The following is a 25,258-nucleotide window of genomic DNA, read 5'->3' as shown; positions in this document are numbered from 1 at the left end:
ATCAAGGAAAAGGCAAACAAATGAACTACCAACCAAGTGCCAACCGCTATGATAAAATGGTGTACAACACTTGCGGCAAGAGCGGTCTGAAACTACCGGCGATTTCGTTGGGGCTTTGGCATAATTTCGGTCACGATACGTCCCATGAGACAAAGCGTCTTATCTGTCAGGCCGCCTTCGACAGCGGGATCACCCATTTTGATCTGGCGAACAATTATGGCCCGCCGGCCGGTGGCGCCGAAGAGGCCTTTGGCGAAATCCTGCGAAACGATTTTCGCGGCTACCGGGATGAATTGGTCATATCAAGCAAGGCCGGCTGGGAGATGTGGGACGGCCCATACGGCAACGGCGGCAGCAGGAAGTACCTTTTGGCATCCTGCGATCAGAGCCTGGCCCGACTTGGGGTCGACTATGTCGACATCTTTTATTCCCACCGGTTCGATCCCGAAACGCCGCTTGAGGAAACAATGGGTGCCCTTGACCAGATCGTTCGATCCGGAAAAGCGCTGTATGTCGGGATTTCCTCTTACAATTCTGAGATGACGCGGAAGGCAGAGGCGATCCTTAGCGAACTTGGAACGCCATGTCTCATTCATCAACCAAGCTACAATATGTTTAACCGGTGGATCGAACGAGATGGTCTGAAGGATACACTTTCCGAGCTTGGCATTGGTTCCATCGTCTTCACGCCGCTCGCCCAGGGGATGCTCACGAACAAGTATCTGAACGGCGTGCCCGAGGGTAGTCGAGCGACAAGCGATTCTTCTTTGAGTCAGAACATGCTGACCGATGAAGTGCTGGGCAATATCAGAAAGCTTAACGCAATTGCGGAACGGCGTGGTCAAACACTGGCCCAGATGGCAATTGCCTGGGTCCTGCGCGGCGGCGCAATCACCTCCGCCCTGATCGGGGCGTCACGGCCACAACAGGTTCTGGATTGCGTAGGGGCGCTTGATAACCTCGATTTCACCCCCGCAGAGCTCGAAGAGATTGATCAATATGCGGTGGAAGCGGACATCAACCTGTGGGCACGCTCTTCAAACACATAAAGCGAAGGTTAGACAGCAATGAAGCTTTCATTGTCGGACGGCGCTGCAATCATACCAGTTCTTTCTTTGTGCGACGTCGCTGCGGGCGTCGAGATGCTCAAGAGAGTTTTTGGCTTTGATTTGGCGCATGACGACGCGTTTGGCCTTGAGCTGGTGCTCGGAAATCAGAGGCTTCGCGTTGTCGAAAGATTCGAGACTGTCGGCGCGCTGCGAGCACAACATCTGGCACTATCCGTTCCCGACACCGATGTTGCGATGCACGAATGCCTGGCGCGTGGCGGAACCCTGGCCAATACGATGACACCGAACGGCCCCGAAGAAATAGATGAGTTCTGGGAACAGGGCGTCCGGTATGTTTTTTTTGATGGTCCCGAAGGCAGCCTGATCGAACTATGTGCAAAAAAGGGTAGTACCGGCTCACCGCATTGGGGACACGATCATATTGGAATTTGCTGTGACGAGGTCGGTAAGGAAGCCTCGCTGTTCCTGAAAATTGGCTGTAAAATCGTCGCAAAACACACCCTGCTTCAGCCTGACAGCAGGACAGAAGTTATGTTCTTAGAGCGGGGTGATACTATCATCGAGTTATTCACGCCGCCGGAAGGTGGCATTGGCGTGGCTGGATGCAGTGCTTGGCTTGGCTGTCTGCACTCTCCTGAGGACGGCACTTTCGAATTGTTATAAGCCGCCGACAAGGAACCTTATGGTACGCTGCGCATGACTGCGAAACGGATCAGGTTGGCCTGCATGTCGGCCAGCATCGCGTCGGCAGTCTGATGTACCAGAACGTCATACAGATTCTGCGCAGCCGCAAGTTCAAGCGCACCACGGGAAGCGATCACGCTTTCAACATCACCCAGGATCTGCTGCAACGGGATTCCACGATGAGCGCACCAAACCAGAAATGAACCGGCGATATCACCTATGTTCTACCACGATCCATGACTGTATCAGACAGGACGTTGCCCACTACGGCGAACGCGGTGAGGGTGCAGAGAATCGCGTGCTTCTCGCGAAGTGCGTCCGCCAGGACCTCCCACTGGGCTTCTGCAGAACCGTCCATCAAACCAGGGACACTTCAAACCGGAAAGCCCTCTTCAGCCCGCTCAAAACTTTCACGACGTCGCGCTTAAACCGAACCCGAAGTGCCAATGGCAATGGTGCTGACATAGTCCATCGTCACAATCGGATGGAAGCACGAAAAAACATCGCCGGGAAGTCCAAATTCAAGTTTCGAGTTCAACGCTTTAACGCCCCGTAAAACTTGGCTGCCGCTTTTGTTGAAAGGCGGTGACACCCTCGACGAAATCGGCGCTGCGACCGGCTTTGCCTTGTAGCTTCGCTTCCAGTTCAAGCTGAGTTGCGAAGTCATTGGCGCCCGACGCCCGCAGCGCTTCGCGAACCGACAGATAAGCGCCGGTCGGACCAGAGGCGAGCTGGCTGGCCCGCGCACCGACCGTTTCGACAAACTCCGGCTCTGGCACGGATTGCCAGATCATCCCCCACTCTGCCGCCTGAGGTGCCGGGATCTTGTCGGCGAACAACATCATGCCCGCAGCCCGTGCATTCCCGACAAGGCGCGGCAGGACCCACGTGCCGCCAGCATCGGGGATCAGGCCGATCTTCGTGAAAGCCTGTGTGAAATATGCGCTCTCGACCGCGATCACGACATCAGCCGCCAGTGCCAGATTTGCACCTGCGCCTGCCGCGACACCATTGACGGCGGCGATCACAGGGGCGCGGCAATTGATCACCGCGTTCAGCATCGGCTCATATTCGCGGCGCAGCGTGCCCTCGATATCGGCGGCGGCCGCCGCATCGCTGAGATCCTGCCCGGAACAGAAACCGGCCCCTGCCCCGGTCATCACGACACAGCGCACATCCTCATCAAGACTTTCCAGAGCCTGTGTGATTTCTGCGCGCATCTTCGTGCTCAGCGCATTCATGACCTCCGGACGGTTGAGCATCAGCGTCGCGATTCCGTCCTTCTTTGCGAAGGTGATGGTTTCATATGTCATGGCAATCCTCCTGCTTGGGGGCAGAATGGCGCGGCGGTGCTGCGGCGAAAAGCCCCGCCGTCGCGTCACGGCGGATAATCCGGCGCTAATCTTTCATGATTTCGGCCAGCCTGGCCTTTTCCTCGGGCGAAAGCGGGGTCGTGGATTCTGCCGTCCTGGCCTCGCGTCTGCTGAGAATGAAGCGCCATCCGAGGATAACCGCGATCAGCGCCATCAGCGGACCAGCCAGATAAAGGATCAGGTTGCCACCTGTGGCGCGGGGTTCGAACAGCACGAATTCCCCATAGCGGTCGGTCACGGCGTCGATCACCTCTTCGTTGCTATCGCCTTCGACAAGGCGTTCGCGCACGTAAAGACGAAGGTCGCGACTGATAGCGGCGTTGGATTCGTCGATGGTTTCGCCCTGACAAACCGGGCAGCGCAGAAGCTTCGAAATGTCGCGGGCGCGTGTTTCCAATACCGGATCGTCCAGCACCTCGTCCGGCTGCACGGCAAGCACCGGCGTCGCAACCAGCAACAGGATCAGCAGCAGATGTTTCATTCTGCCGGCACCGCAGCGGCTGTCTTCCGCCTTGCGCCCGCCGCGACGCGATAGCGCCGGTCGGACAGGCTGATGAAGCCGCCAAGCGCCATGAAACCGCAGCCGAACCAGATCCAGTTCGCGAAGGGCTTGATATAGCTGCGCACGGCCCATCCTCCGTCCTGCTGCTCATCCCCGATCACCAAATAGATGTCGCGAAAGAAGCCGTTGTCTATGCCTGCCTCTGTGGTCGGCATGGCTTGCACGGGATAGATGCGCTTTTCGGGATGCAGCACCGCCACCGCGCGCCCGCCTTTCGCAACGCTCAGCGTTGCTGTTGTCGAGATATAGTTGGGGCCCGGCAGTTCTTCGACGGAAGACAGGGTGATGTCGTAGCCCCCGACCTGAAAGCTCTCGCCGATGCGCGCGGTTCGGATGTCCTCGACCTGCCACGCCATCAGCAGGCTGATCCCGATGAAGGTGACACCCAGACCGGCATGGGCAAGCGCCTTACCCCAATCGGCACGCGGCAGGCGGCGCAGGCGCGACAGCCCCGCAGAGCCGGTGCGGAACCACAGTTCAGCCAATGCGCCAAAGATCAGCCAGGCCCCCAGACCGGCACCGATGACCGCCAGCCCGCTGCGCCCGGTCGAGACGGCGAAGACCAGAATCATCACCGCAAGCGTCAGGAAAATGGCACCGCGCAGCGGCATGAGCACCCGACGCAGATTGCCCCGCTTCCAGGGGATGATCGCCCCAACGGGAAGAACGAAGGCCAGAACGATCATGAAGGGCGTGAATGCCTTTTCGAAAAAGGGCGGCCCGACAGACAGTTTCCGGTCAAAGAACATCTCTGCCACCAGCGGCCAGACGGTGCCGACAAAGACGACCAAAGCCGCGACCGCAAGAAGAATATTGTTGAGAACCAAAGCCCCTTCGCGGGATATCGGGGCAAAAACCCCCTTCGCCTGCATGGAGCCTGCGCGAGCCGCGAAAAGTGTCAGCGCACCGCCAACAAAGACGGCGAGGATGCCTAGGATGAACACGCCCCGCGTCGGGTCAGAGGCGAAGCTATGCACCGATGTCAGGACCCCGGACCGGACGATGAACGTGCCGATCAGTGAAAAGCCGAACGCCATGATCGCTAGCAGGATGGTCCAGCTTTTCAGGACCTCTCGCTTTTCCACGACTATCGCCGAGTGAAGCAGCGCTGCGGCCAGCAGCCAGGGCATGAAGCTTGCATTTTCCACCGGGTCCCAGAACCAGAATCCGCCCCAGCCCAGTTCGTAATAGGCCCACCATGAACCAAGCGCGATGCCGATCGTCAGGAACACCCATGCCGCCAGCGTCCAGGGACGCACCCACCGCGCCCATGCCGCATCGACCCGGCCTTCGATCAGGGCAGCCACGGCAAAAGAAAACGCCATGCTGAGGCCGACATAGCCGAGATAGAGAAACGGCGGATGAAATGCGAGGCCGGGATCCTGCAGCAGCGGGTTCAGGTCTCTCCCGTCGAAGGGCGGCACGTCGAAGCGCAGGAATGGGTTGGAGGTAAAGATGATGAAGCCGTAGAAGGCAGCACCAATGGCCGCCTGAACGGCCAGCACCCTTGCCCTCAGACTTGGCGGAAGGTGCTCGCCGAATGCAGCGGCAGCAGCGCCGAACAAGGCAAGGATGAGCACCCACAGCAGCATCGAGCCTTCATGGTTCCCCCACACGCCGGAGATCTTGTAGATCATCGGCTTCGCGCTGTGAGAGTTATTGTAGACCAGCTGCACCGAGAAGTCAGAGGTCACAAAGGCCACGGTCAGCGCCGCGAAAGACAGCCCGACAAGGCCGAATTGCGCGATTGCGGCTGGCCGCGCTGCCTCCATCCACGCAGGCCAGCCGCGACCGGCGCCGATCAGCGGCACTATGCACTGAAAAAGCGATACCGCGAAGGCGAGGATGAGGGCGAAATGTCCGAGCTCGGCGATCATAGAGGGCTCCCTTGCGGGGCGCAGCATAGCGCCGCTTGCCGGCCGAAACCAGCAACAGAGGCGCGACGACCTGCCGCAGCCCTGTCAGGCCGCGCTTTGGGCTTTGCGATAGGATTGAATCTCGTCCACCACGAAATCACGGAACGCGATGACGCGGCGGGAACTGCGCAGTTCTTCCGGGAAGGCCAGGAACACGGGCACCTCGCCAGATTCGACATCGTCAAACACCCGCACAAGCTCGGGAAAGTCGGCGGTCAGATAGTCAGGCAGAACACCGATCCCCACATCGTTCAGCACCGCCTGAAGGACGCCGAAATAGTTGTTCACCATCAGCAGAGAGCGGGGGTTCTGTTCCAGCAGTTGCTGAACCAGCAGCTTGCCTGCGGCCACCTGCGGCACAGCAGGGTCCTGACAAAGCACCCGGTGCCGCGCCAGATCGGGCACCGACATGGGCCGACCGGCATCGGTCAGATAGCTGCGCGTGGCATAAAGCCGCATCCGGATGTTCAGCAGCCGCCGCCGGATCAGGTCTGACTGGCTGGGTTCCTTCATGCGGATGGCCACATCGGCCTCTCGCATGGGAAGGTCCAGCACACGTTCCTCAAGGATCAGGTTGATCTTCAGATCCGGGTAGAGCGAATAGAGCTTGTTGAGCCGCGGCACCAGCCAGAGCGTGCCGAAGCCGGTGGCCGTGGTCACCTTCAGCTCGCCCATGACGCCTTCTTCCGAATCGCGGATCCGCGCCTCGGCCATGTCCAGCTTGCGCGCCATTTCGGATGTGGCGTTGAACAGCAGTTCGCCCTGCTCGGTCAGAATTAACCCGCGGGCATGGCGATGGAACAGGGTGACGCCAAGCTGTTCCTCCAGACCTCGTATCTGGCGGCTGACAGCGGATTGCGACAGGCGCAGCGAATCACCGGCATGTGTCAGGCTGCCGGCATCGGCGACAGCGTGAAAAATCCGCAGCTTATCCCAGTCCATGTTATGCCTTTTTGCTCATGAGATATGCATTCGTTGCAACTCTTACGCTTTGAACGCGTTTTCGGCAACATATGCAAAACAGCAGATTTCCCTTGGTGGGTCAGAAATGCTGACATATATATGGGTGAACCGCCGCCAGCATGGAGGAGCAAGATGGGGGTTCCAGCACAAAAGGCCTTTTCACTGGCCGATCGCTTCGATCTGGACAAATCGCAGGTACTGCTGAACGGTACGCAGGCACTCGTTCGATTGATGCTCATGCAACATGCGCGCGACACGCGCGCGGGGCTGAACACTGCAGGCTTGGTCAGCGGCTATCGCGGCAGCCCGCTGGGCGGCGTTGATCTGCAGATGATGAAGGCAGAAAAGCTTCTTGCCGCCGAGAACGTCATGTTCCAGCCGGGGTTGAACGAGGATCTGGCCGCGACGGCGATCTGGGGCAGCCAGCAGGCGGAACTGCGCGGTGAAGGCAAGTATGACGGCGTCTTCGCGCTTTGGTACGGCAAGGGTCCGGGCATAGACCGCACAGGCGATGTGATGCGTCATGCGAATATGGCGGGCTCCTCTGCCCATGGTGGCGTCGTCATGGCGATGGGTGATGACCATACCGGCGAAAGCTCTACCGTGCTGCACCAGTCGGACTGGGCGATGGTGGATGCCTATATTCCGGTTCTGTCGCCTGCCGGGGTGCAGGAAATTCTGGATTACGGTCTATACGGCTTTGCCCTGTCGCGTTTTGCGGGCGTCTGGACCGGGCTGAAAACCATGAAGGATACCGTCGAGGCCACGTCGGTTGTTGACGGCAACCCGTTCCGGCTGGATTTCGTGACGCCTGACTTCAAGATGCCGGATGGCGGGCTGAACATTCGTCTGGGTGATACGCCGGTTCTGCAAGAAGCGCGGATGATCGATTACAAGCGTTTCGCCGCCGAAGCATTTTCGCGCGCTAACAAGATCGACCGCAGGATCTGGGGCAAGCCGGGGGCCAAGATAGGCTTTGTCGCGGCCGGCAAGAACTGGCTGGATCTGGTCCATGCGCTTGCCCTGCTGGGCATTGATGAGGCAGAGGCAGATCGTCTTGGGCTGACCACCTACAAGATCGGCCAGACCTTCCCGATGGATATGAAGACCTTTCAGGAATGGTCGGAGCCGCTCGATCTGGTCATCGTGGTCGAGGAAAAGCGCAAGCTGATCGAGGTGCAGGTCAAGGAGGCGATCTTTGATAACCGCCACGGTCGTCGCGTGATCGGCTGGAAGCATGACCGCACGGGGGAAGAGGTTTTCCCGACACGCTATGCGCTCGACCCGGTGATGATTGCCGAAAAGCTTGGCGGGATCCTGATCGAAGAAGGGCGCGGCACAGAAGGCATCCGTGCCGGCATGGAAAAGCTGAGCGCCGCGCGCCGGGCGGACAACGCGCCGGAAATTGCGGTGCGGACGCCGTGGTACTGCTCTGGCTGTCCGCACAACACCTCGACCCGCGTGCCGGACGGCAGTCGCGCCTATGCCGGGATCGGCTGTCACTATATGGTTCAATGGATGGACCGCGAAACCAGCGGCTTCACCCATATGGGCGGCGAGGGCGCGAACTGGGTTGGCGAGGCGCCATTTTCCAACAGGCCACATGTCTTTCAGAACCTTGGCGACGGAACCTATAATCATTCGGGGATCCTGGCGATCCGCCATGCCGTCGATACGAACACCAATATCACCTATAAGATCCTGTATAACGACGCCGTTGCGATGACCGGCGGCCAGCCGAATGAAGGCGGGCTGACCGCGCCGCAGATTGCGCGGGAGCTGGTGGCGATGGGGGTCAAGCCTGTCGTCGTGGTCTATGACGACAAGGAAGACGTGGACCCCAACCAGTTCGACGGGCTGCGGATGGAAACGCGCGACAAGATGATGGCGGTTCAGAAGGAAATGGCCGAGATCGGCGGTACCTCTGCGATCATCTATATCCAGACCTGTGCTGCGGAAAAACGTCGCCGCCGTAAAAAGGGCGCTTTCCCCGACCCGGACAGGCGCATCTGGATCAATCCCGAAGTGTGCGAGGGCTGTGGCGATTGCGGGGTGCAGTCGAACTGTGTTTCGGTCGTTCCGCTGGATACGGAACTTGGCCGCAAGCGGCAGATCGAACAGTCGTCCTGCAACAAGGACTATTCCTGCGTAAACGGCTTCTGTCCCAGCTTCGTCTCTGTCCGGGGCGGCAAGCTGAAAAAGCCGAAGGCCGCGGCGATGGACCTGCCCGAACTGCCAGCACCCGCTCTGCCCGCGATTGAGGGTACGCATAATCTTGTGATCACAGGCGTTGGCGGCACCGGCGTTGTGACCATCGGCGCCGTGCTGGCGCAGGCCGCGCATATCGACGGCAAAGGTGCCGGCATGATGGAGATGGCCGGCCTCGCCCAGAAAGGCGGCGCGGTGCACATCCACCTGCGGCTGGCCAACCAGCCCGAAGATATCAGCGCTATCCGCGTCGCGGTGGGTGAAGCCGACTGCATCATCGGCGGCGATCTGGTGGTGACGGCGGGTGCCAAGACCATCGGCTTGATGACGCATGGCCGGACAGGCGCGGTGGTCAACGACCACGAGATCATCACTGGTGAGTTCACGAAAAACCGTGAATTCCAGATCCCTGCTGACCGGCTGAAGATGTCGCTTGAAGCACGGCTTGGCGACAGGGTGGCGTTTTTCGACGCGAACAAACTTGCGCAATCGGCCTTGGGCGATTCGATCTATTCGAACATGCTGGTGCTGGGTGCGGCGTGGCAGCAGGGACTGATTCCGCTGACCGAACAGGCGATCCTGACAGCGATCGAGTTGAACGGCGCCAAGGTCGAGGAAAACAAGCGGGCGTTCGCGATTGGCCGCTGGGCCATGACCGACCCCGAAGCGGTGGCACGGGCGACCGCACCCGCGAAGGCAGCAGAAAAGCCTGACCCGGTCGAATACCGCGCCGCCTTCCTTGTCGACTATCAGGATGAGGCTTATGCGCAGCGCTTCCGCGATCTGGTTGCTGCTGCGCCGCAGGAGCTGCGCGAGGATGTGGCAGAGGGTTATTTCAAGCTGCTCGCCTATAAGGATGAGTACGAGGTCGCGCGTCTGCACCTGAAAACGGCTGACGGCGTTGCGCGAGAGTTCGACGGCGACACGAAGCTGTCCTTCCACCTCGCCCCGCCGATCCTGCCGGGGCGCGACGCAGATGGCCGTCCGAAGAAGCGCGAGTTCGGCGCGTGGATCCTGCCCGCATTCCGGATGCTGGCGAAGATGAAGGGGCTGCGCGGTAAGCCCTATGACCCCTTCGGTTGGCTGGCGGAACGCCGTGCAGAGCGTGCGGCCATCGCGCAGTTCGAGGATGATATGAACACTATCCTGCCCCGCGTGACACCCGCCACCGTCGAAATCGCGCGAGAGCTTGCGCGGCTGCCGCTCACCGTGAAGGGCTATGGCCTGATCAAGGACAAGGCGGCCGAGGCGGCGGAGGCTCGTCGGGCGGAATTGCTGGCCGCTTTCGAAGATGGGGGAACGCCGCTGGCACATGCGGCGGAATGACCCGCCCTCATGGACTTTTTACAGGTCGCGGCTTATGTCGCGATCTGTAGTGACAGGGGCGGCACATGGCGGTAGGCGTTTTCGATTCGGGTCTGGGCGGGTTGACCGTTTACAAGGCCATCCGTGACAGGCTGCCCGATCTGCCGCTTGTCTATTTCGGCGACAACGCTCATGCGCCCTATGGTGTCCGCACTGCAGATGACATCTATGACCTGACCTGCGCCGCGACGGAACGGCTGTGGGATGAAGGCTGCGATCTTGTGATATTGGCCTGCAACACTGCTTCTGCCGCCGCGCTGCGCCGGATGCAGGAAAAATTCGTGCCAGAGGACAAGCGGGTCCTGGGGGTCTTTGTGCCTTTGATCGAGGCGCTGACCGAAAGGCAATGGGGTGATAACTCTCCCCCAAGAGAGGTTGCGGTGAAGCATGTCGCCCTGTTCGCTACGCCCGCCACCGTTGCCAGCCGCGCCTTTCAGCGCGAACTGGCCTTTCGCGCCATCGGCGTGGATGTCGAGGCGCAGCCCTGTGGCGGCGTGGTCGATGCCATCGAGGACGGCGATGAGATCCTTGCCGAAGCCCTTATCACCAGCCATGTCGAGGCGCTGAAACGCCGGATGCCGCATCCCGAAGCGGCGATCCTGGGATGCACGCATTACCCATTCATGCAGGACGCTTTTCAAAAGGCGCTCGGTGCGGATGTCACGCTGTTCAGTCAGGCCAGCCTGGTCGCCGACAGTCTTGCAGATTATCTGCAACGCCGCCCCGAATTTTCCGGTAGCGGGACGCAATCGAAATGTCTGACGACGGGTAATCCCGAACGTGTATCTTCCAAGGCGACGCAATTCCTGCGCCAGAGGATGGCCTTCGAATCTGCCTGAGGTTTTCGATGAAATCCCTTAAAAAGAAAAGAAGAATTCAGGTTATCCTTGCCGCTACCATCGCTTTGGGTCTGGCTGCCTTTCTGATCGGATACGGGTTCCGCGACGGGATTAACCTATACCGCGCACCAACCCAGGTCATGGAAGAGCCGCCTACGGACGGGGAGGTGTTTCGTCTGGGTGGGCTGGTCGAGGATGGCAGTATCACACGCGGCGATGGTGAAGTGATAAGTTTCCGCGTTACGGATGGCGCCTACACTATTCCGGTTGAGTTCACCGGCGTTCTGCCAGACCTGTTCGAAGAGGGACAAGGCATGATCGGCACCGGCGAAATGGTCGGAGAAACCTTCGTCGCCTCTGAAATTCTGGCCAAGCATGACGAGAATTACACCCCGCGCGAAGTCATTGATTCGCTGAAAGAAACGGGCGTCTACGAAGAGCCGGGCAGCTAGCAACGCTCGCATCGTTAACAGGGGGTTAAGGCCTCTCAGGCAGGTTTGTCGCGTTCCGATGCAGATGGGGGACGGGATGAAAACAGTGGATGAAATCGCGGCTGAAATTGTTGCCCGCGAGGGCGGCTTTGTGAATGATCAGGATGATCCGGGCGGGGCAACGAAATACGGCGTCACCATCGGCACCATGCGGCGGCTTGGATTGGATATCGACGGCGACGGTCACGTCAACACAGCGGATGTAAAGGCGTTGAGCCGTGATCGGGCCGCAGCGATCTTCAAGCGGCACTATTTCGAGCGGCCCGGAATCGGAAAACTGCCGACCGTCCTGCATGCCACGGTTTTCGATATGTATGTAAATGCGGGCGCAAATGCGGTGAAGATATTGCAGCGCATGGTCAGCCGCATGGGTTTTCCGGCGAGCGATGACGGCGTGATCGGACCGCGCACAGCAGCGGCGGTGACAGCTGCGACAAAGGCCGCGCCCGACCATATCGTCGATGCATATGGTATAGAGAGGCGCAACTATTACTATGCCATCGCCGATGGTCGCCCTGCCAGCCGCAAATATGCGAAAACCCGCAAGGGCGGCAAAGGCGGCTGGATCAAGCGCGCCGAGAGCTTCATCTCTGGCAGATACCGCCTGACAGAAAGCCAGCATCGCGAGAGGACCGCTGCATGGGCATGATCGAGCGCTTTATCGGGATTGGCGGCACGGCGCGAACGGTGTCTGACGCTGCCGTGAATGTCACTGACGCCTTTCGCGAAAACGCGACACGGCGGATGGAGCTGGATGAGGCGGGCTACCATCACGCGATGACCCAGTTTTCTGCAGAGTTTTCGGCGCAACGGTGCGGTTGGTTTGACAGCCTGATCAATGGAATCAACCGGCTGCCTCGTCCGCTGATGACGTTCGGCACGATCGGTCTGTTTGCCTATGCCATGACAGAGCCTGCCGGATTCGCCCGCCGGATGTCGGGACTGCAAGCCGTTCCAGAACCGCTTTGGTGGCTTCTGGGCGCGATTGTGTCCTTCTACTTCGGCGCGCGAGAGGCACATTATTTCCGAGGTCGTGGCGCGCGATTAAAAAGGGCGGACAGCGTTCCGTTTCTGCGCCGCAAGGCGGGACCGGTTTCTGCGCATGCAGCCAAAGCCGGTCAGATCGCTTTTCCGGACAATGCCGCGCTGCAGGACTGGGCGGACGGCAGAGCCCTAACCTAACGTAGACCGTACGGTTTGCCATGTGTACTGCGCATATCGGCTATGCTGCATCTGCAGCAAGATAAAGCTTGTATACACGGCATCCTGCACCTAAATCAGGCTTCGAAGGCGCTGATTGAGGCAACTCTTGGAGCCTTCACCTCCCTGTTGGACTTAGGCCGGGCTTCGTGCCCGGCTTTTTTTTTGCGCACTTGCAGGCGTTTCGCCCCCTTTCCCTTGCAAGGCTGTGACCGTAAAAGGCGGGCGATTGCGCAAGATAAGGGGACCAGCCATGAACGAACCGGAGATCACCGAGGATCTGATCGCCGCGCATGGGCTGAAGCCCGATGAATATCAGCGCATTCTGGAGATTATCGGGCGTGAGCCGAGCTTTACCGAGCTTGGTATTTTCAGCGCCATGTGGAACGAGCACTGTTCCTACAAGTCGTCTAAGAAATGGCTGCGGACGCTGCCGACCTCTGGACCTCAGGTCATTTGCGGGCCGGGTGAGAATGCGGGCGTGGTCGATATCGGCGACGGTCAGGCGGTGGTCTTCAAGATGGAGAGCCACAACCACCCCTCTTACATCGAGCCGCATCAGGGCGCCGCGACCGGCGTGGGCGGCATCCTGCGTGATGTGTTCACCATGGGCGCACGGCCCATCGCGGCGATGGATGCGCTGAGCTTTGGCCGGCCCGAACACCCCAAAACCGCGCATCTGGTCAAGGGCGTGGTCGAGGGAATCGGGTCTTACGGCAATTGCTTCGGCGTGCCGAATGTCGGCGGCGAGGTGCGGTTTCACCGCGCCTATGACGGCAACTGCCTTGTGAACGCCTTTGCGGCGGGGCTGGCCGATGCGGACGCGATTTTCTATTCCGCCGCATCGGGCATCGGGATGCCGGTGGTTTATCTGGGTGCCAAGACCGGCCGCGACGGGGTTGGCGGCGCGACGATGGCAAGTGCCGAATTCGACGACACGATCGAGGAAAAGCGCCCCACCGTGCAGGTCGGCGACCCGTTCACCGAAAAATGCCTGATGGAGGCATGTCTGGAGCTGATGGCATCCGGGTCGGTGATCTCGATTCAGGATATGGGGGCTGCAGGGCTGACCTGTTCGGCGGTTGAAATGGGCGACAAGGGCGGCTTGGGGATCCAGCTCAACCTCGACCACGTGCCGCAGCGCGAGACCAATATGACAGCCTATGAGATGATGCTGTCTGAATCTCAGGAACGGATGCTGATGGTGCTCAAGCCCGAGAAAGAGGCCGAGGCACGGGCGATCTTCGAAAAATGGGATCTGGATTTCGCGATTGTGGGCGAAACGATTGCCGAGGACCGTTTCCTGATCCTGCATGGCAATGAGGTGATGGCGGATCTGCCGCTGTCGAAACTGTCGTCGAGCGCGCCGGAATATGATCGGCCATGGGTGGAAACTCCGGCGGCAGAGGCGATGCCCGCCCTGCCCGAGATCACGCCCTTGAAGGCATTGCGGGCGCTGATCGGCAGCCCGAACTATGCGCATAAGGCATGGGTGTGGGAACAATATGACACGCAGGTCGGCGCGGACACGGTACGCCGCCCCGGTCTTGGCGCGGGCGTAGTGCGGGTGCATGGGACGGAAAAGGCGCTTGCCTTTACCGCCGATGTGACGCCGCGCTATGTCAGGGCGAACCCGGTCGAGGGCGGCAAGCAGGCCGTCGCGGAAGCCTATCGCAACCTGTGCGCCGTGGGCGCGAAACCGCTTGCGACGACTGACAACCTGAATTTCGGCAACCCCGAAAAACCCGAGATCATGGGTCAGTTCGTCGGCGCGATCAAAGGCATTGGTGAAGCCGTTGCCGCGCTTGATATGCCCATCGTGTCGGGGAATGTCTCGCTTTACAACGAAACCGACGGCCAGGGCATTCTGCCGACGCCGACCATTGGCGCGGTCGGATTGCTGGCTTCGCTGGACGAGCTTATCGCGGGCGTGGCCGAAGATGGCGATGTGGCGATTGTGATCGGCGCAACGGCGGGGCATCTGGGCCAGTCGGCCCTTGCCGCCGAAGCCTTCGGGATTGAGGCGGGCGATGCGCCTGCGGTAGATCTGGACGCCGAACGTCGCAACGGCGAATTCCTGCGTGACAATCGCAGCCATATCCGCTGTGCGGCCGACCTTTCCGATGGCGGGCTGGCGCTTGCAGCGTTTGAGATGGCTGAGGCGGCGGGGATCGGCATTCGCCTGCACTCGGACAATATCGCTCAGCTTTATGGCGAGGATCAGGCCCGCTATCTGGTCGCCTGCGACGCGGCGGGCGCGGATGCGCTGCTGAAAGCTGCCGAGGCGGCGGGCGTGACCGCGACCGAAGTCGGCCAGTTCGGCGGCATGGCCGTGCAGATGGGCGAGGATGCGGGTAATCTGGCGGAATTGTCGCGGCTTTATCGCAGCGCGTTTTCCGATGCGATCCATGGTGAAGACCCTCTGGGTTAAATCCCGGCCCGGAATCAAGGGCGCAAGCCCGCCGGGCCAGAACCCTTGAGAAAAAGCCTGCCTGCCCCTACCTTTGACACAGCGCAAACAAAGGCTGACACCATGTTCTCTATTCCCGGACAGGCCCCGGTCACGATCACCCCGGCGGCGGAACGCCAGATTTCCCGGCTGATGGCCGGCAAGGAGGCTTTCGGCCTGAAGATCGGGCTGAAGAAAGGCGGCTGTGCGGGGATGGAATACACCATGGATATGGTGGCCGAGGCCGATAAGTCCGATGAGATCATCGAACAGAACGGCGCCCGTGTTCTGATCGCGCCCACCGCGCAGATGTTCCTGTTCGGCACGGAAATCGACTATGAAACCGGGCTGCTGGAGTCGGGGTTCAAATTCCGCAACCCCAACGTGACTGACGCTTGCGGCTGCGGTGAATCGGTGTCCTTCTCGCTCGACCGTGAAACGGGTGAGCTTGCGCCCAAGGCTTGAAGCCCGCACGTTGCGGGCCTATCCCTTCCCCCGACCATAAGGAGGACGATATGGCCCCGAAGAAACTCGCCGCCGGAAACTGGAAAATGAACGGGCTGACCGCCGCGTTGGCAGAGCTGGATGCGCTTGCCGCGCGGGAGAATGGCTGTGACGTGCTGATCTGCCCTCCGGCGACGCTGGTGACGGCTGCGGTCGCCCATGCCGGTGAAATCGCGATTGGCGGTCAGGATTGCCATGCGAAGGAATCGGGTGCGCATACGGGTGATATCTCTGCGGCGATGCTGAAGGATGCGGGTGCGAGCCATGTCATTCTGGGCCATTCGGAACGCCGGGCCGATCATGGCGAAAGCGATGAACAGGTTTCGGCCAAGGCCGTCGCGGCGCATGAGGCGCGTCTGGTGACGGTGATCTGCGTAGGTGAGACCGAGGCGCAGCGCGATGCGGGTGAAACATTGGATGTCATTGCGACCCAGCTGGCCGGTTCGGTGCCGGATTGTGCGACGGCGGCGAACAGCGTGATTGCCTATGAACCCGTCTGGGCCATCGGCACGGGCCGCACCCCGACAAATGACCAGATCGCCGAGGTTCACGCCCTGATGCGCGAGAAACTGGCGGCGCGGTTTGACGACGGTGCGGATTTCACGCTGCTTTATGGCGGCAGCGTCAAGCCGGGCAATGCTGCGGAAATTTTCGCGATCAGCCATGTGAATGGCGCCCTCGTCGGCGGAGCCAGCCTGAAGGCAAGCGATTTCGGACCGGTGATTGATGCTCTGGCGCAAGCGTAAACCCGTCATGGCCCTGACCAAGGAAACCGTGACAGAAGCGCTGCGCGGCGTTGCAGACCCGGTTTCGGGCGGGAACCTGATTGACGCGGGCATCGCGCGCGCAATCACCGTCGAGGGCGGAGAGGTCCGCTTCGTGATGGAGATCGACCCGGCCCATGCCGAAGCGATGGAGGCCGCGCTGTCGCAGGCCGAGGCCGCGATCCGGGCGCTTGACGGTGTGACCAAGGTCAGCGGCGTGCTGACCGCGCATAACGAGAAAGCAGCACCGGATCTGAAACCGAAGGCAAAAAGCCCGCACGCGCCGGAACGAGTGCCGGGTGTGAAAAAAGTTATCGCCATTGCCTCTGGCAAGGGCGGTGTGGGTAAGTCTACGGTATCAGCGAACCTCGCCGTGGCACTGGCGGCAGAGGGACGTAAGGTCGGGTTGCTGGATGCGGATGTCTATGGCCCCAGCCAGCCGCGCATGATGGGTGTGACCGGCAGACCCGCCAGCCCGGACGGCAAGACGATCATCCCGATGGAAGGGCACGGCGTGAAGCTGATGTCCCTCGGCCTGCTGACCAAAGAGGAAGAGGCGATCATCTGGCGCGGCCCGATGCTGATGGGCGCGTTGCAGCAGATGCTGTTTCAGGTGCAATGGGGAGAGTTGGATATCCTGATCATAGACCTGCCACCTGGCACCGGCGACGTTCAGCTTTCCCTGTCGCAAAAGGCGCATGTCGATGGCTCGATCATTGTGTCGACCCCGCAGGATGTGGCGCTTCTGGATGCGCGCAAGGCCATCGACATGTTCAAACGACTGAACGTCCCGATTCTCGGGCTGATCGAAAACATGTCTGTGCATGTCTGCTCGAACTGCGGACATGCCGAGCATATTTTCGGCCACGGCGGTGTCGCTGCCGAGGCTGAGAAGCTGGGCGTGCCCGTCCTGGGAGAGATGCCGCTGGAAATCGACGTCCGGCTGGCGGGTGACGCGGGAACGCCGGTCACCATCAGCACACCGGATTGCGCGACATCGCAGGCGTTCCGCAATCTGGCCAAGGGGCTGGTCACGGCGGGCGCGGCCTGATGGCCGCCCTGCCCGCCGTTATCCTTGCCGGCGGGCGGGCCATGCGCATGGGTGGCGGCGACAAGGTGCTGCTGCCCTTGAATGGCAAACCATTGCTGCAACATGTCCTGGATCGGTTGAGGCCGCAGGCCCAGCCCATTGCGATCAGCGCGAATGGCGATGCGGCGCGGTTTTCCGCATTCGGCTTGCCGGTGCTGCCGGATAGTCTGCCGAATTTTCCCGGCCCTCTCGCCGGAATACTCGCTGCGATGGATTGGGCTTCCGCTATCGGGGCTGAGGCAGTGGTTACTGCAGCGGGTGATACACCGTTTCCGCCCGGCGACCTTGTTCAGAGGTTGCGAGAGGCGGGCGGATCGGGGCTTTCGCTGGCAGCCGATTACGATCCGAACCGCCGGTTGCGCCTGCATCCGGTATTCGGGTTGTGGCCGGTCAGTTTGCGGAGCGATCTGCGACAGACGCTCATCGCCGGTCAGGGGCGAATCCGCGACTTTGCTGACCGGCATGACGCCGTGATGGCGATATTTGACGGTCAGCAGAACGCCTTTCTCAATGTGAACACGCCCGATGATCTGGTCCACGCGGCAACAGTCGGGCCAATGCGCAAGGAATATGGCTAATACGGCCTTGCACAATGACGCAGAATCGCTATGTTCCGGCGTTCACGGGCCGCGCGCTCGGGCCAATCAACCCGTACAGGCTTTTTGCTTGCCACCGGGACGGTTGTCGCCTATTGCCGCGGCTCTGATCCGTTTTTACACCGGCCCCGCATTGATTGCGCGGCCCCTGACCCGAGGTTGAGACATGGCTGTCCCTCAGAACCGAGTGACCCGTTCCAAGCGTAACATGCGCCGCGCGCATGACGCCCTGTCGGCGGCGAACCCCAATGAATGCCCGTCCTGTGGCGAATTGAAACGCCCGCATCACGTTTGCCGGTCCTGCGGCCATTACGCTGATCGTGAAGTCGTCGCTCAGTCGACCGAGATCGACCTGGACGACGACGCGGCCTGAGCGGCTGACGTAGCTGCATGACGCAGAACGCGGACCAAGATGCACCACGCCGCCCCTCGAATGGGGGCAGCGTGGTCATTTCCGTTGATGCGATGGGTGGTGATCACGGCCCCGCGGCAGTCGTCGCGGGAATCGAGAAAAGTGCCGAAAAGAACCCTGACATCAGCTTTATCGTCCACGGGCCCGAGCCCGAGCTTTCGCGACTGATCGCGAAGAAAAGGGGCCTGGCCGAACGCTGTGTGATCCGCAATGCCGAAGGCGTCGTCTCGATGGGCGACAAACCCGGTCAGGTGATCCGCAACGCGCAGGGCACGTCAATGTGGTCTGCCGTTGATTCGGTGCGCGCGGGCGAGGCCTCGATTGCCGTTTCCTGCGGCAATACCGGGGCGCTGATGGCGCTGTCGATGATCCGGCTGCGCAAACTGCCCGGTGTGAACCGCCCGGCGATTGCCTGCCTGTGGCCGTCTCGCAATCCGCAGGGCTTTAATGTCATGCTGGATTGTGGCGCCGATATTCGCGCCGATGCGACCGATCTGCTGCAATATGCACTGATGGGTGCAGCCTATGCGCGGAACGGCCTGGACCTGCCGCGTCCGCGTATCGGCCTTCTCAATGTCGGAACCGAGGAACATAAGGGCCGGGCCGAGTTGCGCGAGGCGCATGATCTGATCCAGCAAGCACAGGAGACCGGCGGTTTCGACTATGTCGGCTTCGTTGAAGGCGGCGATCTGCCTTCGGACCGGGTCGATGTGATCGTGACCGACGGGTTTACAGGCAACGTCGCGCTGAAAACGGGCGAAGGAACGGCGAAGCTTGTCGGGGATTTCCTGCGTGAGGCGTTTAACAACTCTGCACTGTCCAAGATGGCCGCGTTTCTGGCACTGACATCCATCAAGCGGCTGCAAAAGCGGATCGACCCCCGTCGGGTGAATGGCGGTGTTTTCCTTGGGTTGAACGGCATGGTCGTCAAATCCCACGGCTCGGCCGATTCGACGGGCGTGTCGGCGGCGATCAAGCTGGCCTTTCAGCTTGTGCAGTCCGGCTTTCAGGACCGTCTCGCGGCGCGTGTCGCCGAAGTCGCCGCGAATGTGGACGGGTCGCACGCAACAAACACCTCATCCACAGAGGGGGCTGCGCCGTGACACATCGCGCCGTCATTCGCGGTACAGGCCACTATCTGCCTGAACGCGTGATCGAAAACGCCTGGTTCGAAGACAAGATCGACACATCGGACGAATGGATTCGTGCGCGCACCGGGATAGAGCGCCGCCATTTCGCGGCTGAAGGTGAGACCACATCGCAGATGGCGATCAAGGCCGCAGAGCGTGCGTTGCAGAACGCGGGCATCCCGGCGGAGCAAATCGATGCCATCATCGTTGCCACCTCGACGCCCGACCTGACCTTTCCATCGGTCGCCACGATGGTTCAGGCAGGTCTCGGCATGAAGCACGGCTTTGCCTTTGACGTTCAGGCCGTCTGCGCCGGGTTCGTCTTTGCGCTTGCCAATGCCGACGGCCTTATCCGGTCCGGTCAGGCGGAGCGCGTGCTTGTGATCGGTGCCGAGACGTTCAGCAAACTGATGGACTGGGAAGATCGCGGCACTTGTGTTTTGTTTGGCGACGGGGCCGGGGCAATCGTTCTGGAGGCGGTGCAAGCCGGTGAACGCGGCATTCTGGCCCATGACCTGAACAGCGACGGCAGTTACCGCGATATCCTTTACGTCGATGGTGGTGTAGCGACGACAGGCACGTCAGGAAAGCTGCGGATGCAGGGCAATGTCCTGTTCCGCCACGCTGTCGAAAAGCTGGCCGAAACTGCGCATCGCGCCATCGAAAAAGCAGGGCTTAGCGCCGGCGATGTCGACTGGCTGGTGCCGCATCAGGCAAATGCCCGCATCATCGCCGCCACGGCGCAGCGGATGCATCTGCCGATGGAAAAGGTCGTGCTGACCGTCGCGGATCATGGCAATACATCCGCTGCCTCTATCCCTCTGGCCCTGTCTGTCGCGGCGGATGCAGGGACATTCGCCGAGGGTGATGTCATCGTGACCGAAGCGATCGGTGGCGGTTTAAGCTGGGGCGCTGTCGTTCTTCGCTGGTAAGTGTTTTCAGGACCGGCGCATGATCCACCCCTCTGCAGGCGCGTTTCGTGCAGCAGAGATCATAAGCTTTGTGCCAGCGACTTCGAATCCGGCTTTTTCAAGCACACGGCGAGAGGCAGGGTTGTCGCAGAACACCTCTGCCTTCAGGGACGCGAGTTCGAAACGCCGTTTAACCGCATCGCAGAACGGCGGCAGGATTTCCGAGGCGATGCCCTTGCCGTGGCAATCAGGCGCTATGCAGTAGAAGACGGCAGGCTCGTTTCCCTTGTCGACGCCGACCGTCCCGACACAGCGCCCGGCCAGTCGCACTGCCAGCCTTAGCGGGCGTGTGTCAGGGCGAATGTCGTCGGCAAGCATGGTCGCTATATCCTCGACCGAATGATCTCGACGAAAGCGCATCAGCATGCGCGCGCAGCTCGGCTCGGTCAGGATGGCATGTATTGCGGGCACGTCATCGGGCATCAGCCTGTCCATGACAATCCGTCGGGTCACCACCCGCAGTTCGGGTGCGTCCCGCAGCGCGTGGCTTTCAGCAAAAGCCTGCGGTGTTACCACCATCACATGACGCTTTACCTCTTTGCCGGTTGCATTGTGATGGACCTGATCTGTGCCGCAATCCACGAATCCCAGACGCAGAAGCACGGCGCGTGAGGCTGCGTTGCCGACCAGATGCCCGGCTTCAATCTTAACCGCGCCTTCGGCGAAACGATCCTGCAGGACAATAACCATTGCGCGGGTCGCGACGCCTTTATTCCGAAACTGTGGCAGCACCCAGTATCCCGGTTCTCCGATACATCTGATGACGCCGGCAAATTCGCCATCGACGGTGATTGCCTGATCGCAGCCCTGCGCCAGCCGAAGAACGAAATCCGCCGCATCGGACATGCGGTAGGGCCAAGGCAGGGAATGCAACCATTTAGAGGTGCCGGCCTCTTGCAGGCCCCGGTAGATCTGTTGGACATCCGCCTGAACAAGCGGTCGCAGCGTGACCCTCAAACCAATTCGACGACCCGGATGGCCCCCCCTTCCGCAGAAAGGGCGATTTCTCCGCCCGCCAGACGCAATGCATCCTGGCCAAACACCTCTGCCCGCCACCCATGCAAAGCTGGTACGTTCCGGTCGCCCTGCGCGATCGAGTCAAGTTCGGACGTCGTGGCAATCAGCTTCGGAGCGACGCCGGTCTGTTCGGCCTTTGCCTTCAGAAGCACACGCAGCAATTCGCCAAGTGCTGCATTGCCCGGCGGGTTGTGGGTTTCCTTCGGCAGACGCGGCGGATCAGGGTCCTCCAGTCCTGCCTTGACGGCAGCAAGTATGCCCTGCGCAATTTCGGGCCGCCTGCCTTCACGCATCAGCAGCCGTGATTTACCAAGATCTGCCTCTGTCTGCGGCCGGGTCGAGGCAAGCTCTACCAAGGCGTCATCCTTGAACACGCGCGAGCGTGGCACATTGCGGCTTTGGGCATATTCCTCGCGGAATTCTGCCAGTTTACGCACGACGGCCAGAAAACGCGGAGAGTTTGTGCGGGTCCGCACCCGCTGCCATGCGTCGGCGGGCCGGGTGATATAGGTTTCCGGATCGACCAGGACGGCGATTTCCTCGGACACCCAGGGACCGCGCCCGGTCTTGTCCAACTGTGCGCGCAGGTATTCATAAATGGCCCGCAGATGTGTCACATCGGCTATCGCATATTCCTGTTGCGCCTTGGACAAGGGCCGCTGCGACCAATCGGTGAAACGCGATGACTTGTCCAGACTGTCCTTCGCGATCTTGCGGACAAGGGTTTCATAGCCGACCTGCTCGCCAAACCCGCAGACCATTGCGGCGATTTGCGTGTCAAAAAGCGGCGAAGGAAAGATGCCTGCATCGTGGAAGAAAATCTCCAGATCCTGCCGCGCTGCATGAAAGACCTTCACCGTGCCTTCATGGCGGAACAGGTCATACAGCGGCTCCAGCGACAGGTCGGGTGCCAGCGGATCGACAAGCACGGCCGGACCGCCGGTTTCCTTGCCGGTGGACGAGGGCGGCAGCGCCATCTGGATCAGGCAAAGCCGGGAATAGAAGGTCCGCTCTCGCAGGAACTCTGTATCTATCGTGACGTAGGGCTGCGCCTTCGCTTCTTCGCAAAATACCGCGAGCGCGTCGGTCGTTGTGATTGTTGTGAACTCTGACATCTGGACCTTTCGTGCACTGGGCGGTTCGTCCGCCGGTGCCGACCGGAATAGGGAATTCTGCGCAAATTTGGAAGAAAATTCGCATATTTGCCGATCGGGATGGGCTAGAGCGGCGGGATATCGCCCCCAGCCCTGTCAGCGTGGAAAGCCGCGACATAGTCGTTCAGGCTTTGCGCGGCTATCGCGTCGCGCAAGCCCGACATCAGATCCTGATAATAATGCAGGTTATGCCATGTCAGCAGCATTCCCGAGATCATCTCTCCGGCGCGGAAAACATGGTGCAGATAGGCACGGCTGTATCCGGTGCAGGCCGGGCATGTGCAATCCTCGTCCAGCGGGCGCGGATCGTCGGCGTGACGGGCGTTCTTGATGTTCACCTGCCCGCGCCGTGTCCAGGCCTGCCCTGTCCGGCCGGAACGAGAGGGCAGGACACAATCCATCATATCCACCCCGCGCTGCACCGCGCCGACCACATCATCGGGCTTGCCGACACCCATCAGGTAACGCGGCTGCGCCTGTGGCAGCAGATCGGTGGCATAGTCGAGCACGCCGAACATCGCCTCTTGCCCCTCGCCCACGGCAAGGCCGCCAATGGCGTATCCGTCAAAGCCGATAGCCTTCAGCGCCCCGGCGCTTTCCTCGCGCAGATGCCGGATCACGCCGCCCTGCATGATGCCGAACAGCGCATGTCCGGGCCGGTCGCCGAACGCGTCGCGCGACCGCTGCGCCCACCGCATCGACAGGCGCATTGCCTCGGCCTGGCGTTCCTCGGTCGCGGGCAGGGCCGGACATTCGTCAAAGGCCATGACAATATCTGAACCAAGCTGGCGCTGAATTTCCATGCTGGTTTCCGGTGTAAGGAAATGGCGCGATCCGTCCACATGACTGGCGAAGGTCACTCCGTCCTCGGTCAGTTTGCGCAGATCGGCGAGGCTCATGACCTGAAACCCGCCCGAGTCGGTCAGGATGGGCCGATCCCAGTTCATGAATTTATGCAACCCGCCAAGCCGTTCGATCCGCTCAGCACCGGGTCGCAACATCAGGTGATAGGTGTTGCCCAGCAGAATATCCGCCCCGGTCGCCCGCACCGATTCCGGTAACATCGCCTTGACCGTCGCTGCCGTACCGACCGGCATGAAGGCCGGCGTGCGAATCTCGCCGCGCGGCGTCTGAATGACACCTGCGCGCGCGCGTCCATCCGTTGCGTTAAGGCTGAAGGAAAACCTGCTCATATCCGGCCCTTTCGTGAAGCCTCGCCTTTTAGCGCGAGCCTCCGGCCAGCGAAACCCCCGCCGCATGGGCCGACGCCCAGGCCCATTGGAAATTATACCCACCAAGCCAGCCGGTCACATCGACACATTCCCCGATGAAATACAGGCCCGGAACGTCACGGGCCTGCATGGTTCGGGCATCCAGATCACGGGTGTCGACACCGCCTACCGTGACCTCTGCCGTCCGGTAACCCTCGGACCCGACGGGCCGCAACTGCCAGCGATTGATCCGGGTCGCGATACGGTCGAGCACCGCGTTGTTCTGATCGGCAAGCCGCGCGCCGTCCAGACCCAGCTCAGCGACAATTGTATCGGCCAATCGCGCAGGCAGGGCACTGCCGATGGCGGTGGCAACATTTACCCGGCCACCCTGTCCGCGCCGCTCGCGCAGCAACGCGGCCATGTCAGTCTCTGGCGCCAGATTAACGGTGATTTCTTCGCCCGGTCGCCAGAAGCTGGAGATCTGAAGGATCGCAGGCCCGGACAGACCGCGATGTGTAAAGAGCAGCGCATCACTGAACACGGTTTTTGCGTGGCGAACCTCCGCCTCGACCGAAATGCCGGCCAGAGGCTTACACAGCGCAAGCTCCTGCTCGGCAAAGGTCAGCGGCACGAGGCCGGGCCGGGTTTCGACAATGCGCAGCCCGAATTGTCGCGCCAGATCATAGGCCAAACCGGTCGCGCCCATCTTCGGGATCGACTTGGCACCGCAAGCGACCACGACACGGCTTGCGCGAACGACACCGCGCGATGTTCTGGCGAGAAAGCCCTCGGCCGAACGTTCCAGCTGCTGAAGCTGCGTCTGAAGCCACAGCTCCGCACCCTCCATCCGGCGGATCAGAAGCTCAGTGATCTGCGTGGCCTTCCCGTCGCAGAACAGTTGGCCAAGCGCCTTTTCATGCCAGGCAATTCCCGCGCGATCTACCAGAGCAACGAAGTCCCGTGGCCGGTAGCCCGCCAGTGCCGAAGCGCAGAAGCGCGGGTTCTCGGACAGAAAACGCTCTCGCGACGTGGCGAGGTTGGTAAAGTTGCACCTTCCCCCGCCCGAAATGCGTATTTTCTCGCCCGGCTTCGCTGCATGGTCCAACACGATGACGTAGGCCCCGCCAGCCCGCGCGGTTCCGGCACAGAACATCCCCGCTGCACCCGCGCCAATGATCAGAATATCACAATCCATTGCGCCGCATTACGCGGGCAGAAATCCGTCCGCAAGTTTTTCGAAAACCCCCTTGCACCACCCTGCGACCGGCGATACATACGCCCGCACC

At 60.9% G+C, this 25,258-nt stretch carries 23 protein-coding genes and 1 pseudogene; 16 read left to right on the top strand and 8 right to left on the bottom strand.

The window, feature by feature from the left end:
• Positions 1-20 precede the first annotated feature (20 nt).
• From mgrA to PAF20_RS02795, 3 genes and pseudogenes are all read left to right on the top strand, one after another.
• Positions 21-1,049 (top strand): L-glyceraldehyde 3-phosphate reductase, encoded by a 1,029-nt coding sequence (gene mgrA / locus PAF20_RS02805; RefSeq protein WP_271072234.1) that lies wholly within the window; start codon positions 21-23, stop codon positions 1,047-1,049.
• Positions 1,050-1,067: 18 nt separating this feature from the next.
• Positions 1,068-1,733, top strand: coding sequence for a VOC family protein (locus PAF20_RS02800; RefSeq protein ID WP_271072233.1), 666 nt, complete (start codon positions 1,068-1,070; stop codon positions 1,731-1,733).
• Between the two features lie 18 nt (positions 1,734-1,751).
• Positions 1,752-1,954, top strand: a pseudogene (locus tag PAF20_RS02795) (IS3-like element IS1133 family transposase); the annotation flags it as partial.
• A 342-nt stretch (positions 1,955-2,296) separates the two neighbouring features.
• On the opposite strand, the gene PAF20_RS02790 reads toward PAF20_RS02795, so the two are convergent.
• The 4 genes from PAF20_RS02790 to PAF20_RS02775 form a co-directional block, all read right to left on the bottom strand.
• Positions 2,297-3,067, bottom strand: a complete 771-nt coding sequence (locus PAF20_RS02790; protein ID WP_271072232.1) for an enoyl-CoA hydratase-related protein — start codon at positions 3,065-3,067, stop codon at positions 2,297-2,299.
• 85 nt (positions 3,068-3,152) lie between these two features.
• The gene (locus PAF20_RS02785; protein ID WP_271072231.1) at positions 3,153-3,608 is read right to left on the bottom strand and encodes a cytochrome c-type biogenesis protein; all 456 of its coding nucleotides are present in this window, start codon (positions 3,606-3,608) and stop codon (positions 3,153-3,155) included.
• Positions 3,605-5,566: a heme lyase CcmF/NrfE family subunit gene (locus PAF20_RS02780; protein WP_271072230.1), complete on the bottom strand. Its 1,962-nt coding sequence runs from the start codon at positions 5,564-5,566 to the stop codon at positions 3,605-3,607. The genes PAF20_RS02785 and PAF20_RS02780 overlap by 4 nt, the downstream gene beginning before the upstream one ends.
• 84 nt (positions 5,567-5,650) lie before the next feature.
• Complete coding sequence (locus PAF20_RS02775) at positions 5,651-6,547, bottom strand: LysR family transcriptional regulator (RefSeq protein ID WP_271072229.1); 897 nt, start codon at positions 6,545-6,547, stop codon at positions 5,651-5,653.
• 153 nt (positions 6,548-6,700) lie between these two features.
• Between PAF20_RS02775 and PAF20_RS02770 the strand changes: the two genes are divergently transcribed.
• From PAF20_RS02770 to PAF20_RS02710, 13 genes are all read left to right on the top strand, one after another.
• Complete coding sequence (locus PAF20_RS02770; protein ID WP_271072228.1) at positions 6,701-10,102, top strand: indolepyruvate ferredoxin oxidoreductase family protein; 3,402 nt, start codon at positions 6,701-6,703, stop codon at positions 10,100-10,102.
• A 65-nt stretch (positions 10,103-10,167) separates the two neighbouring features.
• On the top strand, positions 10,168-10,980 hold the full coding sequence (gene murI, locus PAF20_RS02765; protein ID WP_271072227.1) for a glutamate racemase: 813 nt from the start codon (positions 10,168-10,170) through the stop codon (positions 10,978-10,980).
• Between the two features lie 8 nt (positions 10,981-10,988).
• Complete coding sequence (ccmE, locus tag PAF20_RS02760; protein WP_271072226.1) at positions 10,989-11,432, top strand: cytochrome c maturation protein CcmE; 444 nt, start codon at positions 10,989-10,991, stop codon at positions 11,430-11,432.
• A 76-nt stretch (positions 11,433-11,508) separates the two neighbouring features.
• Complete coding sequence (locus tag PAF20_RS02755; RefSeq protein WP_271072225.1) at positions 11,509-12,120, top strand: holin-associated N-acetylmuramidase; 612 nt, start codon at positions 11,509-11,511, stop codon at positions 12,118-12,120.
• Positions 12,111-12,653, top strand: a complete 543-nt coding sequence (locus PAF20_RS02750; RefSeq protein ID WP_271072224.1) for a holin family protein — start codon at positions 12,111-12,113, stop codon at positions 12,651-12,653. The genes PAF20_RS02755 and PAF20_RS02750 overlap by 10 nt, the downstream gene beginning before the upstream one ends.
• Positions 12,654-12,924: 271 nt before the next feature.
• Positions 12,925-15,102, top strand: a complete 2,178-nt coding sequence (purL, locus tag PAF20_RS02745; RefSeq protein WP_271072223.1) for a phosphoribosylformylglycinamidine synthase subunit PurL — start codon at positions 12,925-12,927, stop codon at positions 15,100-15,102.
• A 102-nt stretch (positions 15,103-15,204) separates the two neighbouring features.
• Positions 15,205-15,585: a HesB/IscA family protein gene (locus PAF20_RS02740; protein ID WP_271072222.1), complete on the top strand. Its 381-nt coding sequence runs from the start codon at positions 15,205-15,207 to the stop codon at positions 15,583-15,585.
• Positions 15,586-15,635: 50 nt separating this feature from the next.
• The gene (tpiA, locus tag PAF20_RS02735; protein WP_271072221.1) at positions 15,636-16,370 is read left to right on the top strand and encodes a triose-phosphate isomerase; all 735 of its coding nucleotides are present in this window, start codon (positions 15,636-15,638) and stop codon (positions 16,368-16,370) included.
• A 7-nt stretch (positions 16,371-16,377) separates the two neighbouring features.
• On the top strand, positions 16,378-17,439 hold the full coding sequence (locus PAF20_RS02730; protein ID WP_271073238.1) for an Mrp/NBP35 family ATP-binding protein: 1,062 nt from the start codon (positions 16,378-16,380) through the stop codon (positions 17,437-17,439).
• Positions 17,439-18,056: a molybdenum cofactor guanylyltransferase MobA gene (gene mobA / locus PAF20_RS02725; protein ID WP_271072220.1), complete on the top strand. Its 618-nt coding sequence runs from the start codon at positions 17,439-17,441 to the stop codon at positions 18,054-18,056. Before PAF20_RS02730 ends, mobA begins: the two co-directional genes overlap by 1 nt.
• A gap of 184 nt (positions 18,057-18,240) precedes the next feature.
• Positions 18,241-18,447: a 50S ribosomal protein L32 gene (rpmF, locus tag PAF20_RS02720; protein WP_271072219.1), complete on the top strand. Its 207-nt coding sequence runs from the start codon at positions 18,241-18,243 to the stop codon at positions 18,445-18,447.
• A 17-nt stretch (positions 18,448-18,464) separates the two neighbouring features.
• A complete protein-coding gene (plsX, locus tag PAF20_RS02715) occupies positions 18,465-19,589 on the top strand; it encodes a phosphate acyltransferase PlsX (RefSeq protein WP_271072218.1) in 1,125 nt (374 codons plus the stop codon).
• Positions 19,586-20,548, top strand: a complete 963-nt coding sequence (locus PAF20_RS02710; RefSeq protein WP_271072217.1) for a beta-ketoacyl-ACP synthase III — start codon at positions 19,586-19,588, stop codon at positions 20,546-20,548. The genes plsX and PAF20_RS02710 overlap by 4 nt, the downstream gene beginning before the upstream one ends.
• Before the next feature lie 6 nt (positions 20,549-20,554).
• Here the strand turns inward: PAF20_RS02710 and PAF20_RS02705 are convergent, their stop codons facing one another.
• The 4 genes from PAF20_RS02705 to PAF20_RS02690 form a co-directional block, all read right to left on the bottom strand.
• The gene (locus PAF20_RS02705; RefSeq protein WP_271072216.1) at positions 20,555-21,544 is read right to left on the bottom strand and encodes a GNAT family N-acetyltransferase; all 990 of its coding nucleotides are present in this window, start codon (positions 21,542-21,544) and stop codon (positions 20,555-20,557) included.
• Entirely contained in the window at positions 21,541-22,719 is a 1,179-nt protein-coding gene (gene rnd / locus PAF20_RS02700) for a ribonuclease D (RefSeq protein WP_271072215.1), read from the bottom strand. Before rnd ends, PAF20_RS02705 begins: the two co-directional genes overlap by 4 nt.
• Before the next feature lie 104 nt (positions 22,720-22,823).
• The gene (tgt, locus tag PAF20_RS02695; RefSeq protein ID WP_271072214.1) at positions 22,824-23,951 is read right to left on the bottom strand and encodes a tRNA guanosine(34) transglycosylase Tgt; all 1,128 of its coding nucleotides are present in this window, start codon (positions 23,949-23,951) and stop codon (positions 22,824-22,826) included.
• 28 nt (positions 23,952-23,979) lie between these two features.
• Positions 23,980-25,167 (bottom strand): BaiN/RdsA family NAD(P)/FAD-dependent oxidoreductase, encoded by a 1,188-nt coding sequence (locus PAF20_RS02690; RefSeq protein WP_271072213.1) that lies wholly within the window; start codon positions 25,165-25,167, stop codon positions 23,980-23,982.
• Positions 25,168-25,258 lie beyond the last annotated feature (91 nt).

This window comes from Paracoccus albus, assembly GCF_027913035.1.
In the GTDB taxonomy this organism is placed as follows: domain Bacteria; phylum Pseudomonadota; class Alphaproteobacteria; order Rhodobacterales; family Rhodobacteraceae; genus Paracoccus; species Paracoccus albus.
The sequence above is the reverse complement of the archived record's forward strand: the minus strand, read 5'-3'. Positions and strand labels throughout refer to the sequence as shown.

What these genes read in the sequence shown, in the direction of transcription:
- mgrA (WP_271072234.1), top strand. Translation starts at nt 21, where the DNA reads ATGAACTACCAACCAAGTGCCAACCGCTATGATAAAATGGTGTACAAC.
- PAF20_RS02800 (WP_271072233.1), top strand. Translation starts at nt 1,068, where the DNA reads ATGAAGCTTTCATTGTCGGACGGCGCTGCAATCATACCAGTTCTTTCT.
- PAF20_RS02790 (WP_271072232.1), bottom strand. Translation starts at nt 3,067, where the DNA reads ATGACATATGAAACCATCACCTTCGCAAAGAAGGACGGAATCGCGACG.
- PAF20_RS02785 (WP_271072231.1), bottom strand. Translation starts at nt 3,608, where the DNA reads ATGAAACATCTGCTGCTGATCCTGTTGCTGGTTGCGACGCCGGTGCTT.
- PAF20_RS02780 (WP_271072230.1), bottom strand. Translation starts at nt 5,566, where the DNA reads ATGATCGCCGAGCTCGGACATTTCGCCCTCATCCTCGCCTTCGCGGTA.
- PAF20_RS02775 (WP_271072229.1), bottom strand. Translation starts at nt 6,547, where the DNA reads ATGGACTGGGATAAGCTGCGGATTTTTCACGCTGTCGCCGATGCCGGC.
- PAF20_RS02770 (WP_271072228.1), top strand. Translation starts at nt 6,701, where the DNA reads ATGGGGGTTCCAGCACAAAAGGCCTTTTCACTGGCCGATCGCTTCGAT.
- murI (WP_271072227.1), top strand. Translation starts at nt 10,168, where the DNA reads ATGGCGGTAGGCGTTTTCGATTCGGGTCTGGGCGGGTTGACCGTTTAC.
- ccmE (WP_271072226.1), top strand. Translation starts at nt 10,989, where the DNA reads ATGAAATCCCTTAAAAAGAAAAGAAGAATTCAGGTTATCCTTGCCGCT.
- PAF20_RS02755 (WP_271072225.1), top strand. Translation starts at nt 11,509, where the DNA reads ATGAAAACAGTGGATGAAATCGCGGCTGAAATTGTTGCCCGCGAGGGC.
- PAF20_RS02750 (WP_271072224.1), top strand. Translation starts at nt 12,111, where the DNA reads ATGGGCATGATCGAGCGCTTTATCGGGATTGGCGGCACGGCGCGAACG.
- purL (WP_271072223.1), top strand. Translation starts at nt 12,925, where the DNA reads ATGAACGAACCGGAGATCACCGAGGATCTGATCGCCGCGCATGGGCTG.
- PAF20_RS02740 (WP_271072222.1), top strand. Translation starts at nt 15,205, where the DNA reads ATGTTCTCTATTCCCGGACAGGCCCCGGTCACGATCACCCCGGCGGCG.
- tpiA (WP_271072221.1), top strand. Translation starts at nt 15,636, where the DNA reads ATGGCCCCGAAGAAACTCGCCGCCGGAAACTGGAAAATGAACGGGCTG.
- PAF20_RS02730 (WP_271073238.1), top strand. Translation starts at nt 16,378, where the DNA reads ATGGCCCTGACCAAGGAAACCGTGACAGAAGCGCTGCGCGGCGTTGCA.
- mobA (WP_271072220.1), top strand. Translation starts at nt 17,439, where the DNA reads ATGGCCGCCCTGCCCGCCGTTATCCTTGCCGGCGGGCGGGCCATGCGC.
- rpmF (WP_271072219.1), top strand. Translation starts at nt 18,241, where the DNA reads ATGGCTGTCCCTCAGAACCGAGTGACCCGTTCCAAGCGTAACATGCGC.
- plsX (WP_271072218.1), top strand. Translation starts at nt 18,465, where the DNA reads ATGACGCAGAACGCGGACCAAGATGCACCACGCCGCCCCTCGAATGGG.
- rnd (WP_271072215.1), bottom strand. Translation starts at nt 22,719, where the DNA reads ATGTCAGAGTTCACAACAATCACAACGACCGACGCGCTCGCGGTATTT.
- tgt (WP_271072214.1), bottom strand. Translation starts at nt 23,951, where the DNA reads ATGAGCAGGTTTTCCTTCAGCCTTAACGCAACGGATGGACGCGCGCGC.
- PAF20_RS02690 (WP_271072213.1), bottom strand. Translation starts at nt 25,167, where the DNA reads ATGGATTGTGATATTCTGATCATTGGCGCGGGTGCAGCGGGGATGTTC.